Annotated in this window: 18 protein-coding genes and 1 pseudogene; 16 read left to right on the forward strand and 3 right to left on the reverse strand. The window is 62.1% G+C overall.

Translation table 11 applies throughout. The features are described 5' to 3' along the window. Positions 1-145: 145 nt before the first annotated feature. The 6 genes from ACFQX9_RS37815 (at position 146) to ACFQX9_RS37840 (ending at position 6,630) form a co-directional block, all read left to right on the forward strand. On the forward strand, positions 146-1,345 hold the full coding sequence (locus ACFQX9_RS37815; RefSeq protein WP_377792054.1) for a pyridoxal-phosphate-dependent aminotransferase family protein: 1,200 nt from the start codon (positions 146-148) through the stop codon (positions 1,343-1,345). Between the two features lie 61 nt (positions 1,346-1,406). Continuing rightward, positions 1,407-2,204: an enoyl-CoA hydratase/isomerase family protein gene (locus ACFQX9_RS37820; RefSeq protein WP_027519069.1), complete on the forward strand. Its 798-nt coding sequence runs from the start codon at positions 1,407-1,409 to the stop codon at positions 2,202-2,204. 140 nt (positions 2,205-2,344) lie between these two features. Then, on the forward strand, positions 2,345-3,331 hold the full coding sequence (locus ACFQX9_RS37825; protein WP_377792056.1) for a tripartite tricarboxylate transporter substrate binding protein: 987 nt from the start codon (positions 2,345-2,347) through the stop codon (positions 3,329-3,331). Positions 3,332-3,517: 186 nt separating this feature from the next. Continuing rightward, positions 3,518-4,060: a tripartite tricarboxylate transporter TctB family protein gene (locus ACFQX9_RS37830; protein ID WP_377792057.1), complete on the forward strand. Its 543-nt coding sequence runs from the start codon at positions 3,518-3,520 to the stop codon at positions 4,058-4,060. A 12-nt stretch (positions 4,061-4,072) separates the two neighbouring features. Continuing rightward, a complete protein-coding gene (locus ACFQX9_RS37835; protein WP_247441485.1) occupies positions 4,073-5,590 on the forward strand; it encodes a tripartite tricarboxylate transporter permease in 1,518 nt (505 codons plus the stop codon). Between the two features lie 221 nt (positions 5,591-5,811). Then, a complete protein-coding gene (locus ACFQX9_RS37840) occupies positions 5,812-6,630 on the forward strand; it encodes an outer membrane protein (protein WP_377792058.1) in 819 nt (272 codons plus the stop codon). Positions 6,631-6,727: 97 nt separating this feature from the next. Here ACFQX9_RS37840 and ACFQX9_RS37845 read toward each other — a convergent pair whose 3' ends face one another. Together ACFQX9_RS37845 and ACFQX9_RS37850 are read right to left on the reverse strand one after the other, a co-directional pair. After that, entirely contained in the window at positions 6,728-7,921 is a 1,194-nt protein-coding gene (locus ACFQX9_RS37845) for a CaiB/BaiF CoA transferase family protein (RefSeq protein ID WP_377792059.1), read from the reverse strand. Positions 7,922-8,050: 129 nt separating this feature from the next. Continuing rightward, positions 8,051-8,212 (reverse strand): hypothetical protein, encoded by a 162-nt coding sequence (locus ACFQX9_RS37850; RefSeq protein WP_377792060.1) that lies wholly within the window; start codon positions 8,210-8,212, stop codon positions 8,051-8,053. 855 nt (positions 8,213-9,067) lie between these two features. On the opposite strand from ACFQX9_RS37850, the gene ACFQX9_RS37855 reads away from it, so the two are divergent. The 7 genes from ACFQX9_RS37855 to ACFQX9_RS37885 all read left to right on the forward strand — a co-directional run bounded on the left by ACFQX9_RS37855 (position 9,068) and on the right by ACFQX9_RS37885 (position 17,509). Beyond that, complete coding sequence (locus ACFQX9_RS37855) at positions 9,068-10,621, forward strand: lipopolysaccharide biosynthesis protein (protein ID WP_377792061.1); 1,554 nt, start codon at positions 9,068-9,070, stop codon at positions 10,619-10,621. 3 nt (positions 10,622-10,624) lie between these two features. After that, positions 10,625-12,463: an asparagine synthase (glutamine-hydrolyzing) gene (gene asnB, locus ACFQX9_RS37860; protein WP_377792062.1), complete on the forward strand. Its 1,839-nt coding sequence runs from the start codon at positions 10,625-10,627 to the stop codon at positions 12,461-12,463. A gap of 3 nt (positions 12,464-12,466) precedes the next feature. Further along, positions 12,467-13,555, forward strand: coding sequence for a glycosyltransferase (locus ACFQX9_RS37865; RefSeq protein WP_377792063.1), 1,089 nt, complete (start codon positions 12,467-12,469; stop codon positions 13,553-13,555). Positions 13,556-13,631: 76 nt separating this feature from the next. Further along, positions 13,632-14,252, forward strand: a complete 621-nt coding sequence (locus ACFQX9_RS37870; protein WP_247367400.1) for an acyltransferase — start codon at positions 13,632-13,634, stop codon at positions 14,250-14,252. A gap of 75 nt (positions 14,253-14,327) precedes the next feature. Beyond that, complete coding sequence (locus tag ACFQX9_RS37875; RefSeq protein ID WP_377792064.1) at positions 14,328-15,260, forward strand: NAD-dependent epimerase/dehydratase family protein; 933 nt, start codon at positions 14,328-14,330, stop codon at positions 15,258-15,260. Beyond that, positions 15,253-16,464, forward strand: coding sequence for a glycosyltransferase family 4 protein (locus ACFQX9_RS37880; protein WP_377792065.1), 1,212 nt, complete (start codon positions 15,253-15,255; stop codon positions 16,462-16,464). The genes ACFQX9_RS37875 and ACFQX9_RS37880 overlap by 8 nt, the downstream gene beginning before the upstream one ends. A 334-nt stretch (positions 16,465-16,798) precedes the next feature. Beyond that, the gene (locus tag ACFQX9_RS37885; protein WP_377792172.1) at positions 16,799-17,509 is read left to right on the forward strand and encodes a DegT/DnrJ/EryC1/StrS family aminotransferase; all 711 of its coding nucleotides are present in this window, start codon (positions 16,799-16,801) and stop codon (positions 17,507-17,509) included. Here ACFQX9_RS37885 and ACFQX9_RS37890 read toward each other — a convergent pair. Continuing rightward, a pseudogene (locus tag ACFQX9_RS37890) lies at positions 17,494-17,730 on the reverse strand (branched-chain amino acid ABC transporter substrate-binding protein); the annotation flags it as partial. The gene ACFQX9_RS37885 and the pseudogene ACFQX9_RS37890 overlap by 16 nt on opposite strands. A gap of 455 nt (positions 17,731-18,185) precedes the next feature. Here ACFQX9_RS37890 and ACFQX9_RS37895 point away from each other — a divergent pair. From ACFQX9_RS37895 to ACFQX9_RS37905, 3 genes are all read left to right on the forward strand, one after another. After that, positions 18,186-19,616, forward strand: coding sequence for a hypothetical protein (locus ACFQX9_RS37895; RefSeq protein WP_377792066.1), 1,431 nt, complete (start codon positions 18,186-18,188; stop codon positions 19,614-19,616). A gap of 679 nt (positions 19,617-20,295) precedes the next feature. Next, entirely contained in the window at positions 20,296-22,926 is a 2,631-nt protein-coding gene (locus ACFQX9_RS37900) for an NF038122 family metalloprotease (RefSeq protein ID WP_377792067.1), read from the forward strand. A gap of 167 nt (positions 22,927-23,093) precedes the next feature. Further along, on the forward strand, positions 23,094-24,113 hold the full coding sequence (locus ACFQX9_RS37905) for an acyltransferase family protein (RefSeq protein ID WP_377792068.1): 1,020 nt from the start codon (positions 23,094-23,096) through the stop codon (positions 24,111-24,113). The last annotated feature ends 3 nt before the right edge of the window (positions 24,114-24,116 follow it).

The raw sequence follows: 24,116 nt of genomic DNA on the forward strand, positions 1-24,116 counted from the left end.
GCTTCTTGTGCATTGACGGACCCCGCCCGGCGAGGGACAAGCCCGGCGAATAGTGATATTCGAGCAGCTCGCTCAGCCTCCTTCAGCCAACAGGCTCGAAGTCGAGCTAGGCTCAAGACAGACTCAAAGACCGGGAAGGACGCCGATGACCGTGCATACTGGAAGGCATTTTCTCCAGATTCCAGGACCGACCAACGTGCCCGACCGGGTGCTGCGGGCGATGGACATGCCGACGCTGGATCACCGCGGTCCGGAGTTCGCCGAGCTCGGTTTCGCCGTTCTCGCCGGCATGCAGCGGGTGTTCCGCACCAAGCAGCCCGTGATCATCTTCCCCTCGTCCGGCACCGGCGCCTGGGAAGCTGCGATGGTCAACGTGCTCGCGCCCGGCGACAAGGTCCTGATGTGCGAGACCGGCCAGTTCGCCGTGCTGTGGCGCGGCATCGCCGATAAGTTCAAGCTCGACGTCGACTTCATCCCGAGCGACTGGCGCCATGGCGCCGATCTCGCGGAGATCGAGAAGCGCCTTGCCGCCGACAAGCAGCACGCGATCAAGGCGGTCTGCGTCGTCCACAACGAGACTTCGACCGGCTGCGTGACGCCGCCGCTGGAGGTGCGCAAGCTGCTCGACCGCGTCAAGCATCCGGCGCTGCTGATGGTCGACACCATCTCCGGCCTCGGCTCGATCGAGTACGAGCACGATGCCTGGGGCATCGACGTCTCTGTCGCGGGCTCCCAGAAAGGCCTGATGCTGCCGCCGGGCCTGGGCTTCAACGCCGTCTCGGAGAAGGCGCTCGCGGTGTCCAAGGCCAACCCCGGCATGCGCTCCTATTGGGACTGGCAGGAGGTCATCGGCTTCAACAAGCTCGGCACCTTCCCCTATACGCCGGCCACCAATTTGCTCTACGGCCTGCGCGAGGCGATCAAGATGCTGGAAGAGGAGGGGCTCGAGAACGTCTGGACCCGCCACAAGCGCCACAGTGCGGCGACCCGTGCCGCGATCAAGGTCTGGGGCCTGGAGACGCAGTGCGCCGATCCTGCCGCGCATTCGCCGGCGCTGACCGGCGTGCGCGTGCCTGATGGCCACGATGCCGACGCCTTCCGCAAGGTGGTGCTGGAAAACTTCGACATGTCGCTCGGCACCGGCCTGAACAAGGTCAAGGGCAAGGTGTTCCGCATCGGCCATATCGGTCATTTCAACGATCTGATGCTGATGGGCACGCTCGCCGGCGTCGAGATGGGCCTCGATCTTGCAAAGATCCCGCACCGGAGCGGCGGCGTATTGGCGGCCATGGACGTCCTGAAGGGACGCGACGCGGTGCCGATGACCAAAGCTCAGGTGGCTTAAAGGCTCAGGTGGCCTGAAGGCTCAGCTTGCCTGAACCAACTTCGACAAAAGAGAGCGCGCGATGAACGCACCGACGACCGCCAACGAAGACCTGCTCTACTCCGTCACGGACGGCATCGCGCGGATCACCTTCAACCGCCCGCAGGCGCGCAACGCGCTGACCTTCGCCATGTACGAGCGCATGGCGGAGATTTGCCAGGAGATCAACGCTGACCGCTCAATCAAGGCGCTGATCCTGACCGGCGCCGGCGACAAGGCGTTTGCCTCCGGCACCGACATTTCTCAATTCCGTGCGTTCAAGACCGCGCAGGATGCGCTCGACTATGAAGCCCGCATCGACCGCGTGCTCGGCACGCTGGAGCAGTGCCGCGTTCCCGTGATCGCCGCGATCGCGGGGGCCTGCACCGGCGGCGGCGCCGGAATTGCGGCCTGCTGCGACCTCCGCATCGGGACTGAAACGACGCGCATCGGGTTTCCGATCGCGCGCACGCTCGGCAACTGCCTGTCGATGTCGAACATCAGCCGCGTCGTCTCGCTGGTCGGCCCCGCCCGCACCAAGGATCTGATCTTCAAGGCGCGCCTCGTCGAGGCACCGGAAGCACTGGCCCTCGGCCTCCTCAACGAGATCGTCCCTGATGTCGAGACGCTGCAGCGCCGCGCCGACGAGACGGCCAGGCTGGTGGCGAGCCACGCCCCGCTGACGCTTGAAGCCACCAAAGAGGCAGTGCGCCGCATCCGCCGCACGTTGTCGCGCGAAGAGGGCGAGGATCTGATCCTCAAGGCCTATATGAGCGAAGATTTCCGCGAGGGAATGGACGCCTTCCTCAACAAGCGCACGCCGAACTGGAAGGGCAAGTAGCGCATCTCCGGCTTGGCTTCGTCAGCCGAAAGTCATAGGCGGCTCGATGCCCGCGTGCTTGAACTCGCCGGCATTAGTCCGCACAATGCGCCGATAAATTCCTGGCAAACAAAGCCAACAATAACCAGGGGACGAAACTCGTGCGAATTCTAGTGAAAGCTGTTGGCGTTGCAGCCGCGCTATCGTTGAGCGCGCCGGCCCTTGCCGGCTGGGAGCCGAGCAAGCCGGTCGAGATCGTGGTCGCGGCGGGCGCGGGCGGCGCCTCCGACCAGATGGCACGGATGATGCAGGCCGCCATCCAGAAGAACAATCTGATGAAGCAGCCGATTGTGGTCTCGCTCAAGGGCGGGGCTTCCGGCGCGGAAGCACTGATGTACATGAAATCCAGCGAGGGCGATCCCAACAAGGTGCTGATCGCCTATTCGCTGATCTACATGCTGCCGCTGTCGGCGAAGATCCCGTTCAACTGGCGTGAGCTGACCCCGGTTTCGGTGATCGCACTCGATCAGTTCGTGCTGTGGGACAACAGCGCGGGTCCCAAGACGGTGAAGGAGTTCGTCGCCGCCGCGAAGGCGGCAGCCGCGCCGTTTAAGATGGGCGGCACCGGCTCGAAGCGCGAGGATCACGTGCTGACCGTGTTCCTCGAGCAGAAGACCGGCGCGAAATTCTCCTATCTGCCCTACAAATCCGGCGGCGAGGCCGCGACCCAGCTCGTCGGCAACCACACCGAATCCAACGTCAACAATCCATCCGAAAATCTCGAGGTCTGGCGCGCGGGCCAGGTGCGTCCGCTCTGCGTGTTCGACAAAGAGCGAATCTCCTACACCAGTAAAGTGACGGAGACGCAGTCCTGGGCCGACATCCCGACCTGCAAGGAAGAGGGCGTCGATGTGCAGTATCTGATGCTGCGCGCGATGTTCCTGCCCGGCAAGGTCACGGCGGAACAGCAGGCCTTCTATGTCGAGCTGTTCCACAAGGTGACGCAGACGGCGGAATACAAGGACTACATGGAAAAGCAGGCGCTGAAGCCGATCTTCCTCACCGGCAAGGACATGGTGCAATTCCTCGAGGAGGACGATGCAGTCAACAAGTCGCTGATGACGGAAGCTGGATTCGTCGCGAAGTAGCGGCCTCTTCTCGCTCGCCCCGTTCTTACGGAGGCGCGACGAGCTTCGCTCGCGCTGGGAGGGTTGGGGTGAGGACTCTCTCCGCGAGTCCAACTCTCACCCTCCCCGTCGAGACTTCCCTCACCCCGACCTCTCCCCGCAAGCGGGGAGAGGGGGGAATTGAACTTACTCCGTCCCAAACGGCTCATGCCCCAGACCGATCTTGAAATCGTCGTCGACGATCCGACCGCGCCCGAAGACGACTCGCCTTCCGTCGTCTCCTCCGGCACGATCGAGATATTCGTCTGTCTGCTGCTGCTCGCGCTGGCCGCGACGCTCGGCTACGACAATTGGCGCACCGGCGCCTCCTGGGATTCGACCGGGCCGGAGCCCGGCTATTTCCCGTTCTACCTCTCCGTCATTCTCGGTGGTGCCAGCCTCTACGGCTTGATCGTGGCGCTGGTCGCGCACCGCGCGGCACCCGAGACCTTCGTCACGCGCGCGCAAGCCCGCCGCGTGATGGCGGTGTTCGTGCCGACGCTGCTGTTTTGTCTGGCGACGCAGTTTCTCGGCCTCTATGTCGCAAGCTTCCTCCTGATCGCGAGCTTCATGCGTCTCGTCGGCAAGATCACGCTGTGGAAGTCGCTGCTCACCGCTGTCGTATTCACGGCGATCATGTTCGTTACCTTCGACGTCGCCTTCGACGTCATCATGCCGAAAGGGCCGCTCGAAGCGGCCTTCGGCCACTAAGGCGAGCCCGCGATGGAAGCTCTCGGCCTGTTGCTTCACGGCTTTGCGGTCTTGCTGACGTGGAAGACCCTCGTGCTGATGATGGTCGGGCTGGTGCTCGGCATCTTCGTCGGCGTCTTGCCCGGACTCGGCGGACCCAACGGCGTCGCGATCCTGTTGCCGCTCACCTTCACGATGGATCCGACCTCGGCGATCGTGATGCTGTCCTGCATCTATTGGGGCGCGCTGTTCGGCGGCGCGATCACCTCGATACTGTTCAACATCCCCGGCGAGGCCTGGTCGGTCGCGACCACCTTCGACGGCTATCCGATGGCGCAGCAGGGCAGGGCGGCGGAGGCGCTGACGGCGGCGTTCACGTCCTCCTTCATCGGCTCGCTGGTCGCGGTGCTCCTGATCACCTTCCTCGCCCCGATGATCTCGTCCTTTGCGCTGAAGTTCGGCCCGCCGGAATTTTTCGCGGTGTATCTTTTGACCTTCTGCTCCTTCGTCGGTCTCGGGCGCGAGGCCAAGCACAAGACCGTCATCTCGATGTCGCTGGGGCTGTTGCTGGCCGGCATCGGCATGGACACGGTGTCTGGCAATCTGCGCATGACCTTCGGCTCGTCCGAGTTGCTCCGCGGCATCAACTTCCTCGTCGCCGTCATCGGCCTGTTCGGCATCAGCGAGATCCTGCTGACGATGGAGGAGCGCCTGGCGCTGCGCGGACACGCGGCGAGCATTTCGTTGCGCGTCGTGCTGAGTGTGTGGAAGGACCTGCCGAAATACTGGGTGACGCTGCTGCGCTCATCCTTCATCGGCTGCTGGCTCGGCATCACCCCGGGCGGCGCGATCGCGGCCTCTTTCATGGGCTACAATCTCGCCAAGCGTTTCGCCAAGGACCCCGAGAGCTTCGGCAAGGGCCGCATCGAGGGCGTGTTCGCGCCAGAGACGGCGGCGCATGCCTCCGGCACCGCGGCGCTGCTGCCGATGCTGGCGCTCGGCATTCCCGGCTCCGGCACCGCCGCGATCCTGCTCGGCGGGTTGATGGTGTGGGGGCTCAATCCGGGACCGCTGCTGTTCGTCGAGCACAAGGATTTCGTCTGGGGCCTGATCGCCTCGATGTATCTCGGCAATGTCGTCGGCCTTGTGCTGGTGCTGACGACGGTTCCGATCTTCGCCTCGATCCTGCGCGTGCCGTTCGCCGCCGTGGCGCCGATGATCGTGGTGTCGTGCGCGATCGGCGCCTATGCGATCCAGAACGCGATGTTCGACATCTGGCTGATGCTCGGCTTCGGCGTCGTCGGCTACGTCTTCAAGAAGATCGGCATTCCGCTGGCTCCGTTCACGCTGGCGCTCGTGCTCGGCAACCGGGCGGAGGATGCCTTCCGACTGTCGATGATCGGTGCCGGCGGCGACCTCAAGGTGTTCTGGTCGAACGGCCTGGTCGGCTCGATCACGACCTTGGCGATCGTGCTGCTGTTCTGGCCTGTGATCGACGGCTTCCTTGCCCGGGTCGGATTGACGCAACGCGCGAACTCGCGGCCACGCTAATTCATTAAAATTAGTAGCAAAATCAAGATCCTACGCAGGCTTAACGTGTTCGTCATCCCCAGCTGCTTTGAGCACGATTGTTTCTCAATGTTGTCGCTGCGTGACAGCCAGACGCGGCCCTTAAGCCTATCCTGTGGCCAGATTCAGCGGGAAGGGTTTTTTTGATGAAGCAAATTGCATTGGCGGTTACGACCGTGATCTCCCTATTTGGAACCAACGCCGTGGCGGCGGACTTGGCGGCGAAGCCTTACGCGAAGGCGCCTGTCATGGTCGACCCCGGCTACAATTGGAGCGGTTTTTATGTCGGTGGCAACGTCGGCTATAGCTGGGGTCGCGAACGCGACGACGGCACGCTAAGCGGCGTCTCGAGCGCGCAGGTATTCCGTACGGCAGGTCCGACCCCGGTGGGCGCTCCGGTCGTGACGGCGCTGGGCGCGGTTCCGGTCTGGGGCCGCTCCAACGTCGATGGCGTCATCGGCGGCGGCCAGTTCGGTTACAACTGGCAGCAGAGCAATTGGCTCGTGGGCCTCGAGGCCGACCTTCAGGCCAGCGATGAGAAATCGACTGGCACTATCTGCGTGGCGGTTGGCTGTCCGACAGGTTCGGCGCTGTTTCCGGCCAACTACAAGCTAGATTGGTTCGGTACCGTGCGGGGTCGTGTCGGCTGGCTCGCCTCTCCGCGCATCCTTCTGTATGCGACCGGAGGCTTAGCATATGGACATCTGGACGCGAGTGCTCCGGCCGTCGGAATTGGCTGGGGCGGCACCAACGCCGGTTGGACCGTGGGTGCTGGCGGCGAGTTCGCGATCGACCGCAGCTGGTCGGTGAAGGTCGAATATCTCTACATGGATCTCGGCTCGTTCAACGGAGCTTCGGCCAGCGCGACCACCGTCACCAACGCGCTCAACACGCCTGGCGTCGGTTTCAACACCGTGACCACGACCACGACGACGGCAAACTTCGGCACTCGCTTCACCGACAATATCGTTCGCGTGGGCGTGAACTATCGGTTTTCCGGACCGGTCGTCGCCAAGTACTGAGGCAAGGCCCAGGCTTTCCTGCGCATTCAATGGCAGAGCCCGGCCTCAAGCCGGGCTTTGTCATGTCAGGACACGCGTCCGTCTGTTGTGAGTGGGCCTATACTACTTTGGCTTCTTTGAGCCGCGCAATCTCATCCGCGCCGAAGCCGAACTCCTTCAGCACTTCCTCGGTCTGCTCGCCGAACTCCGGCGGCCGCGCCACCATCCTGCTCGGCGTGCGCGACAGCGTCACGGGCTGGCCGATCAGGCGGATCTCGCGACCCTCGTCATTCGGCACCTCCTGCGCGATGCCGAGATGCTTGACCTGCTCGTCTTCGAACATCTGGTCGATGGCGTAGATTGGCCCACAGGGCACGCCGGCCGCGTTGAGTTCACGGACCCAGGTCTCGGTGGACTTCCTCAAGGTACGCTTCTCGATCTCGGCATTGAGCGCGTCGCGGTTCTTGGAGCGTGCCGGCGCGGTCAGATAGTCGGGATGGCTGTAGAGTTCCGGCGCGCCGATCGCCTGCGCGCAGCGCTCCCAGATCCGGCCGCCCGTGGTGGCGATGTTGATGTAGCCGTCCGAGGTCTTGAACACGCCGGTTGGAATGCTGGTCGGGTGGTTATTGCCGGCCTGCTTTGCCACTTCCTTCTCCATCAGCCAGCGTGCGGCCTGGAAGTCGAGCATGAAGATCTGGGCCTGCAGCAGCGAGGTCTGCACCCACTGGCCCTTGCCCGAGACCTCACGCTCCAGCAGTGCGGTGAGGATGCCCATGGCACAGAATAGACCGGCGGTGAGGTCGGCGACCGGAATGCCGACCCGCATCGGGCCTTCGCGCGGCGCTCCGGTGATCGACATCAGCCCGCCCATGCCTTGCGCGATCTGATCGAAGCCGGGGCGCTTGTGGTAGGGCCCGTCCTGGCCGAAGCCGGAGATGCTGCCGTAGACGATGCGCGGATTGATCCTGGCCATGCCCTCATAATCGATGCCGAGCTTCTTTTTCACGTCCGGGCGGAAATTCTCGACCACGACGTCGGCCTTGGCGGCGAGGCGCTTGAACACGGCGAGCCCGCGCTCGTCCTTCAGGTTCAGCGTCATCGCCCGCTTGTTGCGGTGCAAATTCTGGAAGTCGGAGCCCCGCCGCGGTCCCCCCGGCTGCTCGCCGCCGGCATCCTCGGTCAGCGCGTCGATCTTGATCACGTTGGCGCCCCAGTCCGCGAGCTGCCGCACGCAGGTGGGCCCGGACCGGACTCGGGTCAGATCGAGCACGGTAAAGCGTGACAGGGCTTCCGAGGCATGCGGAAAGGGCATCTTGATGGGCTCCGGGACAGATTGCGGGCCTACCATAGTGCCGAAAGATCACGCGACAAGCGGGCTCGAAGCCGATCCCGCCTGCCGAAACGCCATGCCTGATGCAGCTTTGCTGCGGTGCCTGAAAGCTCAGCGCGACAAGCGCTTCAGTTCCGCGCGTGCCTGCTCGGCCAGGACAGTATCGCCGTGCTGCGCAATGAAGAGCTCGAGCCCCGGCGTTCCCTTGCGGCGGGCGGCTTCGTTAGTCGTGACGGCGCTGACCTGGATGGCGGGCAGGCCGATCGTAACCACGTGCCGCAGTTGGGCGCGGTCACCGCAGCGCTGCCATATTTCAGCGCAGGCCCCTGTCCGCCCAGTCGTAAAGATAGTAGTTCCCGCTGCACAAACTGCCTGATCCGGGGCCCACTGAAAATTTGCGGACACCAAGTCTCGCCAACGAGCCTACCAGATCGCCGGGGTCAGGAACAGGCCGGACAGAAGGAATGCGGTGGCGCGTAGCGGCCTGCGTATAGGCGCCGATCCCGAGCAATGCGGCAAGCTCCATGACCGCGATTACGGTCGCCAGATCGAGTTAGGCGCCGCAGACCGCCGCGAGCTTGATGTCGCCGAGCACTAACCCGTCCCGGCCACGCCAGCAGCGGTGCAGCACCAGCAGGGACGCGACCGCAATTCTCGTCAACCGCATCGATCAGAAGGTCGCGCGTGTGTGGGGGGCGGGAATCGCTCAGCGGCTGGTCGTTGACGTCGGTGTCGCCGCGCGAAATGACATTCAGGCAGGGGGAGCGCAGCGAGGTACTGGCGGCTCCAGGGGCCAACTCGGCCGCGCCCCAAACCCGTCCGTGAGGCCGGGAAGCAAGCTGACCATGCCGGGTTTGCCCGATCCGCCTTCGCCTCCTTTGAGCCGCGCTCCACGCCGAAGAACGGCGATTCGGACGGGCACTGAGCGTGCCTTCCCGGGAGCTTGGGAAGCTTCGGGCGGAGCCCTGAAAGACCGGCTGAACGGGTCCGGCCGAGCCGGGCCGGTTGCGATCCCTGCCGGCTATCGACATTCCGTGAACTGGCTGCTAGCCCGAATTCGCGATGCCTAGGGAAGGACCCCGATCGGTGTGGGCAAGGGCTTGCTGAGGTGATGGCCGGGTGGCTGGCATGACGTTGAGAAAAGCACCGCCCGATCTACTGGGGAATTCCGCCTGGAATGCGATAGCCTTCGTGGTAGCCGTGGTGCTGAACCTGGCCATTCTGCCTTTCGTGATCACCCATCTCGGCCTCGCTGCATTCGGTGTCGCGGGTCTTGTCACCGCATGCATTGCGCCGGCACTGGTGTTCAGCAACGCGCTCGGGCTGTCGACATCGCGCGAGCTTGCACAGCGACTGGAGCCATCCGACCGCGACGACGCGCGACGCCTGTTCGCGACCGCGGCCATGCTCGCGGTCGGCGCGGGCGGGTCGATCGCCATTTTCCTTTTGGTGGCCGGGGCTCCGCTCGCGCGTCTCGGATTTCATCTGGCCGGTCCGGCCGCCGAGGATCTTTCGCTGGCGTTTGCGTTGGCCGGTATCGGCTGGTTGTGCCAATGTGTATCGGCGGTCTTCATTTCGTTGTTCACCGCGCGGCAAGACTATCGCCGGATCGCCTCGATCGGCATCGTCAGCACCGTAGTCTCGACTCTTTCGATGCTCCTCGTGATCCCCGCCGCGCCATACGCATCGACATTCCTGGGTTGCCAGGCGCTGGGGTTGGCGATCGGCCTGTTGCTGGCGCTGGCTTGGTGTCGCGGCCAAATGCGTCAGTGGCTGGCGCCTCCAGCATTGCATCGCGAGGCGCTTGGCAGGCTGGTTCGGTTTGGTGGATGGCAGGTTGCCGCACAGGGTGGTGCGCTGCTTGCGGGGCAGGCCGATCGATATCTGATTGGCGCGCTACTGCAACCGCAGTTCGTCGGCTTCTACGGCGTTGCGCAGCGCCTGCAGGAGGCGACCTATATCGGTATCCTGAAGGTCGGCGAGATCCTGTTTCCCTTCTTCAGCACGCTGCAGGAGGAGAGCGAGGTCCGCAAGGTCGATCTGCTGTTCCGATCGTCTTGGATTCTCAACGTCCTGGCCGCAAGCGCGCTCGGCGGATTGATCCCCGTGGCCGGCCCGCTGCTGCATGTTTGGACCGGCGCCGAGGTCGCGGCCGAGGCTGCACAGGTTCTCGTCGTCCTGTCGATTGCCGGGATCCTCGGATCGAGCGCGAACGTCTTCGGCTTTTACTTGCTGGCGCACGGGCGATCGCGCTCCAACGCGCTCATCGCCTTGATCACGGGGGTCGTCACACTCGTAACCAGCGCTATGGCCTTGCCACGCTTCGGATGGCAGGCCGCGGGCTGGAGCGCATGCGCCGGAATGATCGCGCAGATGGCGACCATTGTCTTCCTGTTGCGCCGTAGTTTTGGCCTCGCCGGCATGTGGTTGCGCATCGTGCATTGCGTGCTGATGCCGCTCGGCATCGGGATCGCGACGGCGCTGGCGGTGCGATACGGTCTCGACCGTGCGCCACTCCAGCCCGCGCCGTCCTGGTGGTCGGTGGGAGCTGTTTCATCGGTGACGGCCGCGATCATTTTCGCAATCGCGGTTGCGGCGTCGCAATTGGGTCCGTATCGAAGGGCTTGCCGGCAAGATATTCGTTCGATCGTCGGTCGCTTCTTGCCCCTCAAGGCTGGCTAGGACATGTGCGGAATCGCAGGCATCGTAAATCTGGGTGGCAATGCGGTCGAACCGGCCGACATCTCGCGGCTGACCAGCCTGATCGCGCATCGCGGTCCGTTCGGCGAGGGGACCTGGTTCAGCGCGGACCGAAGCCTCGCATTCGGCCACCGCCGCCTGGCTATCATCGATCCCGGCGAGGGCGGCTATCAGCCCATGCTGTCGGCGGACGGCCGCCATGTGATCGTGTTCAACGGCGAGATCTACAACTTCCTCGAGCTTCGCCGCGAGCTCGAGGCGCAGGGCGCGGTGTTCCGTAGCCAATCCGATACCGAAGTGATCCTGGCGGCCTGGCAGGCCTGGCGGGAAGACATGCTGCCTCGCTTCAACGGCATGTGGGCCTTGGCGATCTTCGATACCAGCACCCGCGAACTGTTCCTTGCGCGCGACCGCTTCGGCATTAAGCCGCTGCTCTATGCCGCGTCACCGGAACGATTCATCTTCGCGTCCGAGCAGCGGGCGCTGGTGCGGAGCGGTCTGATCGATACGTCGGTTGACATGGAGGTTGCGCGCCGGCTGCTGCTCGATGCCTTCGGGATCGAAGGAAGCGAGCGGACTCTGTTTCGGCAGGTTCGCCGCCTGCAGGGCGGCCACTGCATGTGGCTTCGCCAGGGCAGGGTCAGCGTCAAGCGGTGGTGGCGGACCGTGGATCATCTGCCGCCGGTGCCGGCCACCGAAGCCGAGCGTGTCGCGCGCTTTCGCGAGCTGTTCCAGGATGCCGTGACGCTGCGCATGCGCAGCGATGTCCCGATCGGAACATGCCTGTCCGGTGGCTTCGATTCGTCGGCCGTGATTTGCGCCATGGCGGCGCACGAGAAAGAAGGCATGGGGCCGCGCGACAGCACCGCATGGCGTCACGCCTTTGTTGCGACGTTCCCCGGCGCCTTGAACGACGAGAGGCCGATGGCGGAGGAGGCCGCCCTCTGGGCCAATGTCGCGCCAACTTTTCTCGAAATCGGACAGGCCGATGCGCTGACGGACCTCGATCAGATTCTCGACGATCTCGATGACGTCTACATCGCGTTGCCCAGCGCCATATGGCTGCTCTATCGCCAATTGACCCAAAACAACGTGACGGTGTCACTCGACGGCCACGGCGCAGACGAGCTGATGGGCGGCTATTTGCAGGAAGGACAAGCGCGCGCATTTCAAATACGGAACGTGACAGAGGACCTCGCGTCGCGTTCGAAACTGGCCCGGCGCTGTGTGGATGTCCTGCGTGCGTTGGCCCTCAAGCGGAAGGGCGTGTATTTTCTGCGCGGTGGCCTGCGCAATCTTCCTGCCCCGCTCCCGCTGACTGCGGAGGACGATGTGCTGCCACGTGAATGGGGTGGCTTGAACAAGCGTCTGTATCGGATGTTTCACAGCACGGTGCTGCCCACCATCCTGCGCAACTTCGACCGCCTTTCGATGGCGCACGGCGTCGAAGTCCGCATGCCCTTCATGGATTGGCGGCTGGTGACCTATACGATGGCGCTTCCCGAAAGCAGCAAGTCGGCAGACGGCTATACCAAGGCTGTTGCCCGGCGGGCGATGGCCAATTTGATGCCGGAGTCCATTCGCACGGCGCGCCGCAAGGTCGGCTTCAACTCGCCGATGCCGGAATGGTTGAACGGACCGCTGGCCGGTTGGACGGCCGACTTGCTGGATAAGAATGTGCCGGCGTTTGCGGAACTGGTGGATGAAGCGGGTCTGCGCGCGGCGGTCAGCCGTTTGACGGCGTCGAAGTCCTGGGATTGGGAGTCGGTCGGGCGGATCTGGCCGTATCTGAACATGAAATGGATGTTGGCGAGGTACGTATAAGCAATGCGTCTGTTCCAAAATAGCTGCTTCTATCCATCCTACCTGCCGCGGTTGAACCAGCTCGCGGCAACGGCCGTTAGCTTCGAAGAGCGACGCCGGGTGTTTCTCAACGATCGCTTCGGTGCAATGCATTTTCTGAAACCGGTGCTCGATGGATCGCCGGAGGCCTTCTTCACCAATGGGGATGACGAGGTCCTGCAGCGCCGCTGGGCGCGCGAGCAGGGCATGTCTGGCGAGCCGACGCTCGAGGCCATTCTGCTCGCGCAGATCGAGCATCACGCCACCGAGGTGTTCTACAATCTCGATCCCGTGCGCTACCCGAGCGCATTCGTTGCCAAGCTGCCGGGTTGCGTCAAGAAGACATTGTGCTGGCGTGGCGCGCCGTCGGGAAATGCTGACTTTACGGCCTACGGCGCCGTGCTTGCAAACTTTCCCTCGATGCTCGACATGTGGCGCCGGAAGGGATGCCGGGCCGAGGTATTTTACCCGGCGCATGATCCGGTGATGGACGAGTATGGTCACGGAGAACGTCCGATCGACGTCCTCTTCGTCGGCGGTTATTCACGACATCATCGGGAGCGTGCAAAGACGCTAGAGCGAGTCGCACGCCTAGCCGACAGCCATGATGTCGTATTTTGTCTAGACGCATCGCGCCTCACTAAGCTCGCCGAGAGCGCAATCGGACGATTGCTCCCCCTGCGAAATCACAGGCGTCCTGATGCGATCGCAGCTATTGCTCGGCCGCCGGTATTCGGGAGGGCGCTTTACGAACTGATTGGTTCATCCAAGATCGCGCTCAATGGCTCGATTGATATGGCGGGCGAAGATCGCGGCAACATGCGCTGCTTCGAGTCGATGGGGTGCGGTGCATTGCTCGTATCCGACGCCGGAAGATATATTGACGGCATGCAGGCTGGGACCACGATTGAAACGTACGATACTCCGGAGCAGGCTGCTGAAGTGATCTCACAGAGTCTGCAGGATTGGCCGAGGTCAGCCGAGATCGCAGCGCTAGGTCGGGCACGCATCCGTGACATTTACCACAAAGATATGCAGTGGGAGCTGTTCGGGAAGATCGTAGGGCGCCTTTGACCACGCGGTCGCTCTGTCGGAGGTGTCAATTGAGAATCCGGGCACATTGGATTTTGGTACGTGAGAGGATGCGCTGATGTCCAGCCTTTCCACGCTGGTGCGCTGGTGCGCGCGCGCCATCGACGGCCTCAACTTGCACTACATCGCTCAGCGTCTGATCGGGCGGGCGACCTGCCGCTTGCAACCGGGAGCATTCTTGGCCCATTGCGCGCGGATCAGGAATGCACTCGGCGATAGCGACAATATTGTCATTGGTAGCCATTCGCACGTCAGAGGCGAGTTGATGATCCTCGGTCACGGAGGTCGGATCACGATCGGAGAATGGTGCTATGTCGGAGTTGGCACGCGCCTTTGGTCGGGCGCCTCGATCGACATCGGTAATCGCGTCCTGATCTCGCATTCCGTTAACATTTTCGATAATCTCTCGCATCCGATCCGTGCTGCTGAGCGGCACGAACAGGCGAAGCAGATTTTCTCTACCGGTCACCCAAGGCAGCTTTCTCTCGACGACCGGCCGATCAAGATTTGCGATGATGCGTGGATCGGTGCTTGCGCCATAGTTATGCGCGGCGTGACCATTGGTGAGGGTGGGATTGTCGCCGCTGGTGCTGTAGTCACCAAGGATGTTCCGGCATATTCCATCGTAGCAGGCAATCCTGCGACTATCGTCAGGGAATTGTCGCCGGACGAGCGATGAGGGAGCGTATGGCAGTATCGATATTGTGCTTGCGAGCCAAGCGAGCGTCTCGTTGGCAAGAGTCAAGGTAGAATCATGTCCACGTGGGTTACCGGTGCGAACGGATTCATCGGTCGTCATCTCGTTCGCGAGTTGGCGAGCGCCGGGCATGCGGTCCATGGCGTCGGTCACGGTGCGCTCGATCCGACCCAGGCACAGGCCCTCGGTTTGCAGACCTGGATCAATGGCGAAGTTGACGCTGCCAATCTGAATGCGCTCGCCGCTTTGCACGGCCTGCCGTCGCACGTCTTCCATCTGGCCGGCGGGTCGTCGGTCGGGCTGTCGATCGCGCGCCCGTTCGAGGATTTTTCGCGGACTGTGACGAGCACGGCGCGGCTGCTCGAATGGCTTCGAAGTTTTGCGCCCAGCAGCCGGCTGATCGTGGTCTCGAGCGCCGCGGTCTACGGCGCCGATCACACCGGTCCGATTCCCGAGAGCGCGGCACTTCTGCCGATGTCGCCCTACGGACACCACAAGCTGGTCATGGAACAGTTGTGCCAAAGCTACGTCCAGAGCTTCGGCATTCACTGCATGGTCGTGCGGCTGTTCTCTGTCTACGGTCCTCACCTTCGCAAGCAACTGCTCTGGGATATCTGCTCTGGGCTGGGGAGCGAGGTAGAAACGCTGAACCTCGGAGGGACGGGCGCCGAGATCAGGGATTGGACCGACGTTCGTGACGTCGTTCGCTTGCTGGCGCGCGTCGCGCAAGCGGAGTGGCAGGATGATTTTGGCGTGATCAATGGCGGTTCGGGGCGCGGCGTGAGCGTGGCCGATATTGCCGAGGGACTGATCAGGCATTGGGACAGCAAAACGGTCGTGCGCTTTTCCGGCGTCGGACGGCCAGGGGACCCGACGAGCTTGCTGGCGGACAACGGGCGCGTGCTCGACATGAATTTCGATTGGCGGATCCCGCTGGAGCGCGGTCTGGCCGACTACGTCGAATGGTTCAGGAGCCAGGCTCGTGCCTGAGCGCGCGCCGCTGCGGATTGCATTCACCAACATCCCACGTCGATTATGGGCGGGGGGTTACAACTATCAACGCAATCTGTTCGAGGTGCTCAACCGGCATTCTCCGGGGACGGTGGTACCCGTGCTGTTTGCCGGAACGGCGGACGATCCCGAGGAGATCGCGGTGTTGGCCGGCATTCCCGGCGTTGAGGTCGTGCGCTCGCCGGTGTTCGATCACGCCGCGACCGGGCTTGCCCGCGCGACGGACCTCGGCCGCGCGATCGTCTTTGGTTTGGACGCACCTGCCGCCGCCGCCTTCACGGCCAGCAGGATCGACATGGTGTTCGAATCCGCGCGCTTCTTTGGCTGGCGCCTGCCATTTCCGGCGGTCGCATGGTTCCCGGATTTCCAGCATCGGCTACTCCCGCATCTGTTCTCCAGGAGTGCATATTGGCGGCGTGATCTCGGCTTTCGGGTTCAGATCGCATCGGGCCGGCACATCATGTTGAGCAGCGCTACGGCGCTCGGCCATCTCAAGAAGTTCTATCCGGGCAATTCGAACGGCGTCTCGGTCGTCCGGTTTGCGACCGAGCCGCCCGCCAGTTTGCTCGCCACGCAGCCGCCCGACGTGATTGCGCATTATGGTCTTCCGTCACGGTATTTTTATCTGCCAAACCAGTTCTGGCGGCACAAAAATCATCAGATCGTGGTCGATGCGCTTGATCTGCTGAAAGGTCGGGGGCTGAACGTCGTCGTTGCGGCATCCGGCAGTACGCAGGACTTCCGTGAATCCGGACTTTTCGAGCGGACCATGAGTGAGGTGAGATCGCGCGGTCTCGAGATGAACTTCAAGCATCTTGGAATGATCCCGCTGGATCACGTCTACGCGCTCCTGCGCGCCTCGATGGCCCTCATCAATCCTTCGCAGTGCGAGGGGTGGAGCACCAGTGTCGAAGAAGCCAAGTCGTTTGGTGTCCCGATGATCCTATCGGACATCGATGTCCATCGCGAACAGACCGAGGGCGGCGCGCGATATTTCGGCATCCGCAACGCCGAGGCGCTGGCGGATCAAATGTTGCAGGTTGCGCAAACAGCTGGGGCTCCGACCGTCCGCAATTTGTTGCCGAACCTCGAGCAGTGCGTAGAGGCATTCGTTGCGGATTTCATCCGACTGACCCGGGATGTGATAGCCTCACGGAGCGGTTCGGCTGCTGTGCCTGACTGAGCTGGTGGCGACATTTACAAGTTGAGGCCGCAATGCTAGCAGGTACACGGGTTAGATCTCGTTGCTCGATCAGTTTTAGTCATGATCGATGCTGATGCATTGGGGCTTTTTTTGTCGTCACGGGAACAGTCCTCTCGGCGATCGGGTATCAGAAATCAAATTGATGGCGAAGACTTGGTTGACCAACGCAGCGATAGCGGTTTGGATCTCAGCTAACGCAGTCCTTGTCCTTCTATGGCCACTATGTCGACGCCTTCGAGCGCGACTTTGCGAAGGCCGCCTCCGTCGCGCATTGCGTCTCCTGCGCCAACGGGACGATGCACTCTATCTCGCCATGGCGGCGCTGAAGGTGAAGCCCGGCGACCAGGTCATCACGACGGCGCATTCCTGGATATCGACTTCGGCGATGATCACGCATGCCGGCGCGACGGTCAGGTTCTGCGACACCGACGGGGCGACCTTCACCATCGGCCCCGCGACCATCGAGGCCGCGATCACCGCGCGTACCGTCGGCATCATTCCCGTGCATCTTTACGGACAGCCCGCCGAGATGGATGCGATCATGGCGATCGCGAAGAAGCATGGATTGTGGGAGATCGAGGACTGCGCTCAGGCGCACCTCGCACGCTACAAGGGGCAGATGGTCGGAACGTTCGGAGCGGCCGCCACCTATTCATTTTATCCCGGCAAGAATCTCGGCGCGATGAGTCCAGGGATGCTGCGGGTCGAGCGAGGTCACGACGATCTCGCCGACGTCGCCCGCCGCCACGGGATCGCCGGTACCGGGCTTGACGATCGCCATGATCAGATCCTCGTTCACGACCATGCCGTCGCGCGCCACGGTCTCGAAGGCGATAAGGCCGAGATCGGCGGTGCCGAAGGCCTGGTAGGCGTCGATTTCGCGCGCCTTGATCTCGGCCTGGAGCGAGGGCGGGAAAGCGGCGCCCAATACCATCGCCCGCTTAATCGAGGAGACGTCGCGGCCGGCGCTCGCCGGTGCTGTTCTGTATTGCCAGGACCTGCCGGGATCACGGCGCAACCATAGTCGTTGGTATCGAGGTTGAGCTGCTTGCCGCCGACGTCGCCGTTCTTGTTGACCCCGGCGAAGGTGTCGGCGACGGCCTGGCCGTAGGGCGTGCCGACGTCGGAGGTGTCGCCGGAATAATCGGCGAGATGGCCGATCGCGATCTGCGCTTGCGCACTTGCCGAAAATGCGGCGTGCGCCAGCGTCAGCGATGCGGTGCTCAAAAAGGATTTTGTCTTCATGGGTTGCCTCCTCCAGATCTACCGGGGCACAACATGCGTGAAAGAGTTGAGAGGACGGGCGCGGCACGGAAAACTCATTCGCGCGCATGGGCGCGGCGGAGTAAGAGCGCTTTCAAGCCGCGCTGATAGACCGCGTTTTTCACCACGGCAACAACTTTTGCATGATGCTCCAATGCCAAGCCGTCGAACAGCCCACAATATTGCTACCAGAGCCTGGAGACTTCCCGTATATCGTGCATCTCTTACTCGCCCGAGAAGCGAGGCGAGGTCCATAGCCGGAGAGACGGGTTCGTTTGATCCAGAAGGTTTCGACAGCAACCGAATCCTCGACCGCAGCACGCGAGGGCTGTGCGTCCGGCGCGCGCGCTCCCGGTGGCAGCCGAGCGCGCCGTCTCTTCCAAGGCTGGTGGGCGAGCCTTGTCCAAATGGGTTTAGGCGTCTCCCAGCAAGTGCTCTTGGTACCGATCTTCCTACACTTCTGGACCAGCAGCGAGCTTGCCGCCTGGCTCGCCATGTATGCCGCAGCCAGCCTCGTTCTGATCGCCGATGGAGGCCTGCAGCTGCGTGCGATCAACCGTTTTCTCGCATTCAAGGCGACCGCCGATTGCGATGGCCGCAGCGGTCGCTTCTACGGGGCCATGCTCCGGTTCTACCTTGGGCTGGTGGCGGTCCTCGCAATTGCGATGCTCATTTGCATGTGGCTCCTGCCACCCTCCGCAGTGCTGGGATTTGGCTCGACGCCGGATTTCGACGCTGCATTCGCGGTGATAACTCTCGGCACCTTGCTCTCTTTGCCATCCAATCTGAGCTCGGCGCTGTATCGGGCGCGCGGCTGCTATGGCCGTGCAATCTGGATCCAAAGTGGCGCCATGATGGGGGCGCAGGTTGCCCAACTCGTTGCGGTGGTCGCCACTGGCAAGTTGTTGGCCGTTGCGATTGCCTACGCATTGATGCAACTGCTCGGCGCGATCTATTTCGTCGTTGTCGATGCGCCACGACTGTTTCGATTCCTTCGCAGCGACAGCAACCCGCCGCAATCCTGGCGGTGGTACATCGGCCAGTTTCGGTTGGGGCTTCCCTTTGGGCTGGCCGGAGCCACGGACATGGTGTTACTGAATGCGCCCGTCCTGCTGGTCAGCTCATTTGTTTCGGACCGAGTAGCGGTTGCGCAATGGGCGCTGACGCGCATCATTGCTGGTCTGGTCCGCATGCTCTGCCTCCAGGTCACGCTGCCGCTCGCCGCCGAACTCGGTCACGACTATGCCGTCGGCGAGAAGGAGCGGCTGAGGCGGCTGTATGCGCAGGGATCGGCGTTCGTGAGCTTGCTCGCCAGCGCGATCGTCGCGGGCCTGTTGGCGTTTGGGCCGGATTTCTTCATGCTCTGGACTCGAGGCGGCGTTCCCTACGATCCGGCGCTCACCATCGTGCTGTTGCTGGGGGCGAGCGCTGCGGCGCCTTCGATCCTCGCGCTTGGATTCGCCAATTTCAGCAATCGTGGCGATCTGCTGGTCCGCAGCAAGCCGCTTCAGCTTGCAGCCTTCCTGCTGTTTTCGATCGGGCTGATTCCGTGGATTGGCCCGCTGGGCGCGGCCATTTCCATTGTCGCCAGCGAATTCACTGTTCAGTTCGGGATCCTGACCCTGACAGTGCTGCGGGACACTCTGCAGCGGCCGATTCGTCATGTCGGGGTGCTGTTCGGACTCTCGCTGGCGGTTCTCGCGACGGGATGGGGCTTGGGTACTATTATCGCGCGGCTGGTACCCGGAACCGGAGCCGCGCACTTTATGTTCGAATGCGCTCTCTGGCTCATCATCATCGGGGCGCTCGCCAGCCCGCTTGCGTTCCGGCGCTTTCGCGAGCGCGCAATTTCGGCCATTCCGTGCTAACCTAAGGCGTGTTTACAGTTTGCGGCTTGCGAGAAGCTCGCGACGAGATTGAGAAGGACGGCAAAGCTGGCATCGCTCGCCCGAGCGGACAGTGGTTCCCGTCCCCGCAAAGCAGAGGAGTTCACCCCATCCGATCTCTTTGAGATCGGTTCAAAGGCGATGTCCGGATTGGCAGACAGGCGCTTCAACTCGGACCGCGCTTCTTGGCGAGCGGATCGTCGCCACGGCGGCCGATGATCAGCTCGAGAATTGCTTGCGCGCCCGCTTGACGCAAGTTCCTATCTATCGGCGGACGGCGATCGAGGAATCACGGACCGGCGCCATGCCTGCGATCCCCTCTGGCGTCCTAGGCAGTGACGGGCTTTTCTCCAACAGCAGATGATTCGAGGCGATAGCGCGATGAGCCTTCGGAGCAGACGGGCCGCACAGCGCAGTCGCGTGTTCCACAGCCCGTGTAAACACCGGGTTTGCTATTAACACATGGTTATTGGGGGGCGAACCGTGCCGTCTGCCCAAATTAAACCAAAGGTTTAGGAATAAAGGCTGAAATTATTGTCGAGCGCGTGTCGGCCGCCGACAAGTCTGTCAGGAGAGATGCATTGGTTATGGTTGTCGTAAGCGCCATCCCGAACCCCTGTAGCGGCGGTACAGGCGAGAGACTGAACTGAGGGGCGAGTCGATGCCGTGGAAACTTGGGCAGTTTGATTTGTTTCCCATGTCCGACGATCCGACGTTCAATGTCGACGGAGAGGCGATTTCAGCGACCTATATTCCAGCGGGTATCAATAGTGGCGGGGCAATCTCGGGAGGCTTGTCTACCGGCACGATGGCCGCTACGACCGGCTCCACGGAAACCGTGTCCTCAGGTGGCCTAACCATCAATCTGATCTTCGATTCCGCTGCGATGGCAGCCTCTGCCAGCTTGAGAGACGGTATTGCGCAGGCCGCGTCGATTCTGGCATCGTCGATCATCGATAAGATTACGGTCAATCTTCAAGTCGACATCAGCGGGACCGGGGGCGGCGCGGCGGCTGGTCCTGACAACGGGCTCTACGAAAGCTACTCGCTTGTAAGAAGCGATCTGATCAACAATGCGAGTCTCGGCGATTCCATCTTCAGTGCCCTGCCGAGCGGCACCTCGATCCAGGGACAATCGAGTGTTGCGGTCTGGAATTCGCAACTGAAGCTGTGGGGACTGCTGGGCGCGAACAATACGACCACGGACGATGGCAGTGCGACTTTCGCTGCCGACATCAATCCCAATCTTATCGTCGGCGTCGCTCTTCACGAGCTGACGCACGCACTCGGACGAGTTCCGTACGGCACAGCGCCCGATGTTTTCGATCTCTTCCGATTCACCAGTCCTAGTGTACGACTGTTCCAGGGTGGCGCCACTGCTCCCGCCTCTTATTTTTCTGTGGATGGAGGTTCGACCAAGCTGGCCGATTATGGCCGGGTTTCCGATGCCAGCGACTACCTCAACAGCGGTGTGCAGGGACCGAATGATCCGTTCAACGAGTACTACACGAGCACGACGACCCAAGTCTTATCAGCGGTGGACCTGAAACAACTGGACGCGCTTGGATTTCACTTGACGTCCAGCACGCCGGTAGTCATCGAAGCGTACGGCTCGACCAGTCTAGTTCAGGTTCTATCCAACTATTTTCTCAAACCGATTGCAGGCGGCACGGGCCCGGAGCTTTCGCAGGGTGGGTCACCGGCGGTCGCGGGCTCGTTCGGAGGTTGGGCGCCGATCGGAGCAGAGCAGACGGCCTCCGGTTACGAGGTTGCGTGGAAGTACGGCACCACCGATCAGTACCTGATCTGGAATGCCGACAGCAGCGGAAACTTCACGTCCTACCAACTGGGACTAGTGTCGGGCAGCAACGCTTCCTTGGAGGCCGCGGAAACAAGTTTCCATCAGGATCTGAACGGTGATGGCGTAATCGGAATCCCCGTTCCGGTGACCATTGAAGCCTACGGCTCGACTGCATTGGTGCAAGTCGCGAACCACTACCTGCTCAACCCGGTTGCCGGCGGCTCAGGCCCTACGCTGTCTCAGGGTGGCTCTCCCGCGATCGCAGGCTCGTTCGGAGGGTGGGTGCCGATCGGCGCAGAGAAGACCGGCGCCGGCTATGAGGTCGCCTGGAAGTACGGCGGCGCCGATCAGTACCTGATCTGGAGCGCCGACAACAGCGGCAATTTCATCTCCTCCCAATTGGGACTTGTCTCGGGCAGCAACGCCTCCCTCGAGGCTTCCGAGACAAGCTTCCATCAGGACCTGAACGGGGATGGTGTTGTCGGCGTTCCGGTGACACTAATCGAGGCGTACGGTTCGACCGAACTGGTCCAGGTCGGAAGCAATTATTTCCTCAATCCCGTTGCCGGAGGCACGGGGCCCGAGCTGTCCCAAGGTGGCTCTCCCGCGGTCGCAGGCTCGTTCGGAGGCTGGGTGCCTATCGGAGCAGAGCAGACTGGCTCCGGCTATGAGGTGGCCTGGAAGTATGGCAGCGCTGATCAGTACCTGATCTGGAACGCGGACAGCGGCGGCAATTTCATCTCCTACCAACTGGGACTTGTCTCGGGCAGCAATGCCTCCCTGGAGTCTGCGGAGACAAGCTTCCATCAAGATCTGAATGGGGATGGTGTGATCGGCGCTCCCGTTACGGTCAGTACGAGGGTCATCGAGGCGTATGGTTCGACCGAGCTGGTGCAGGTCGGGGGCAATTATTTCCTCAACCCCGTTGCCGGGGGCACGGGGCCCGAGTTGTCCGAAGGCGGCGCGCCAGCGGTCGCAGGCTCGTTTGGAGGCTGGGTGCCCATCGGAGCAGAGCAGAGCGGTACCGGCTACGAGCTTGCGTGGAAGTACCGCAGCACCGATCAGTATCTGATCTGGAATACCGACAGCAGCGGCAATTTCACCTCCTACCAATTGAGCCTCGTGTCGGGTAGTAATTCCGCCCTCAAGAGCGCAGAGTCCAGCTTCCAGCAGGACCTGAACGGGGATGGTACCATCGGCGTGCTCATGACGACGATAGTCGGCGCCAGCAATGGGTCGTCGCTCCTGACGAGCGTATTCGGCACGGCGGCTGACACTTCCTTTTACTTCTTGCCGGCGCAAACCTATTGGTCTCGTTTGGCCGCAGGCGAACCGACGGACAAGTCTGGGTTCAACTCTGCTCCGTTCCAGGATCAATTCCTTTGGCAGAGCGCCGCTTCGGCTGCGCCGGCCTCTGCGGACCATGTCGGTCCGGCCTTGGTCGATCTCCATCTGGCGGAACTGCATCATGGGACGGCTTTCATTCTCTAGCGTTGTTCCTTATTGTCCGCCGCGTGTCGTCGTCGCGGAGCGCAACCTTCCCGACGCTCGGTGCTTGATTGTCCAACCTAGTGGTCGCGGCCTCGGAACGCGCACACAGCTTGATTTTCGTGATTGGCTTGACATGTCCGAGCCGGATTCTGGAGTAGACTGCCGATATGGCTAAAGTGCCGCGATTTTTCCAGGGCATACATGCGCTCAGGGCTGTGGCGGCGATCTATGTCGTCGGCGAGCATGCGACTTATGTCGCGAACCATTATACTCCGATACGCATGACATCGTACGGTGTCATCCTGTTCTTCGCAATCTCCGGGTTCGTTATCGCGCTGCAACGAACGAAGACGGTGAGCGACTTTATCCGGCATCGGTGGCTTCGGATTTATCCCAGCTACTGGCTGGCCATGATCGTTGCTGCTACTTCACTAGCGATTATTCATTCGCCGATCAGCGCAAGCGCATCGTCGCTGCTGCTGTACCCATCAACGGTCAGCAACAGTACGCTCACGATCCCCTATTGGACGCTTGCATTTGAGATCACCTTCTACGTCATCGCCGCAGCCGTGTTTTGGGCTCGCTTCAGCGACCGAACTCTGACCATTCTTGCACTTTGCTGGATACTGATCGTGAATGTCGTGGCCGCAGCTCCAAGCGTCGGGGTGTATACGTTCCCGGGCTTTCCAGCGATTCTATGGTCGCCCCCCGTGCAAGTCTTTCCGATGGGCGTGATCTGTGGAATTCATTTCGAGCGGCTGAGGACGGTTGGTCGACCGGTGTTGTGCGCGGTCGCATTCGTCGCATTCTGCGTGAGCTTTGCCTTTCCTGAATATGCCGCGCACAAGCTTCTTTTCCTTGGAATCTCCGCAGCGAGCCTGACGTTGGCCGTTGCCGATCTCGATCTGAAGTCGCGTCTGGCCACCACATTGGGCAATGCGTCTTACGGGATCTATTTGCTGCATTTCCCGGCGATCATCGTCGCGGCGCGCGTGTTGCAACAGCACGGCCTTGCCTGGTTCTTCCTTTATTTTGCAATCGGCACGGCCGCAGGCTATGTCTTCGGACTTCTCGATTGCCGGATCTACCGACGACTGATGTCAGGCCCATCCTGGTGGGAACGGGCGACGACCCAAGTTCCGCTCCAGGTGGCATCCGAAACGATCCCCAGCGCGCGGAATCAGTGACAC

This window comes from Bradyrhizobium sp. GCM10028915, assembly GCF_042666195.1.
Lineage (GTDB): Bacteria > Pseudomonadota > Alphaproteobacteria > Rhizobiales > Xanthobacteraceae > Bradyrhizobium > Bradyrhizobium canariense_D.